The organism is Bacillus cereus group sp. BceL062, from assembly GCF_051780025.1.
Lineage (GTDB): Bacteria > Bacillota > Bacilli > Bacillales > Bacillaceae_G > Bacillus_A > Bacillus_A toyonensis.
On the sequence record NZ_JBPWGY010000048.1, the window covers coordinates 1 to 1,080 of the forward strand.

Sequence of the window (1,080 nt, forward strand, 5' to 3'; positions counted from 1 at the left end):
GTTCACTATTTATTATTGAAAGGCAACAGCCATGTATTAAAACAATACTACGGTAGCCTCGTTTCAACTCCAGAAAAAAATTTAGACCAGGCTTTTCACCATTTTAAAGGTTTTTGCCAGCTTCATAGAGAAGAGATTAGCGCTATTTTAAAAACGAAGTTAGTACAGACAAACGAAGTAAGAAGATGTACATATTTATATCCGAGTTTTTGCTATATGTTTAATAAAGTTAATAAACCTTTAGCATTAATTGAAATCGGAACAAGCGCTGGTTTACAATTATTTTGGGATCAATATTGTTATTCGTATGGGACTGAGAAAGTGTATGGTAACATAAATTCTAAGGTTCAATTAAAATCGGAAATAAAAGGTGAAAATCAACCATTTCTTTTACAACAAAGCCCTCCTGTCACAGAAAGAATTGGACTGGATTTACATATAAATGATTTGAAGGATGAGGAAGATTATTTATGGTTACGCTCGCTCATTTGGCCAGAGCATAAAGAAAGGCTTGAAATGTTCGATCATGCAGCAACTTATTTAAAAGAACAATCAGTGAAGCTTATAGAAGGAGATGGGGTATCTCTTCTTTCTGAAATTGCAGAACAAATTCCAGAGGATTCAATGATTTGTGTTTTCCATACACATGTAGCGAATCAAATTCCAGAGAATATAAAGCATAAACTAGTAGAGCAGATTAAAGAAATTGGTGCGAAACGAGATGTTTTCCATCTTTACAATAACATGTGGGATAGAGATCTTCACCTTGATTATTTTATTAATGGTAAAGAATACAATGAAACGGTCGGAGAAACGGACGGTCATGCACGTTGGTTTAGCTGGGGGTTAGAGGATAAATCTTTGTGCTAAATTTAGATGTAAAGTAATAGGGGGCACTATACATCACTATCAACCTAAGATAAACCTATATCCATAATTCACAGAAAACGTTATTCTTTTTGTAGAAATATACAGAAAGGATGGCGTTTTTTTTATGAATCTTTCGATTCAAGATGAATTTCATTTGTTTGCTGAAGAACTACAACGACATTTATCTTCCGATACCCTTCAACAACTTGC

At 33.8% G+C, this 1,080-nt stretch carries 1 protein-coding gene; it reads left to right on the forward strand.

The window, feature by feature from the left end:
- Positions 1–870: DUF2332 domain-containing protein (locus ACS2MN_RS30930; protein ID WP_438894974.1), on the forward strand; the 870-nt coding region annotated here is incomplete at its 5' end.
- Positions 871–1,080 lie beyond the last annotated feature (210 nt).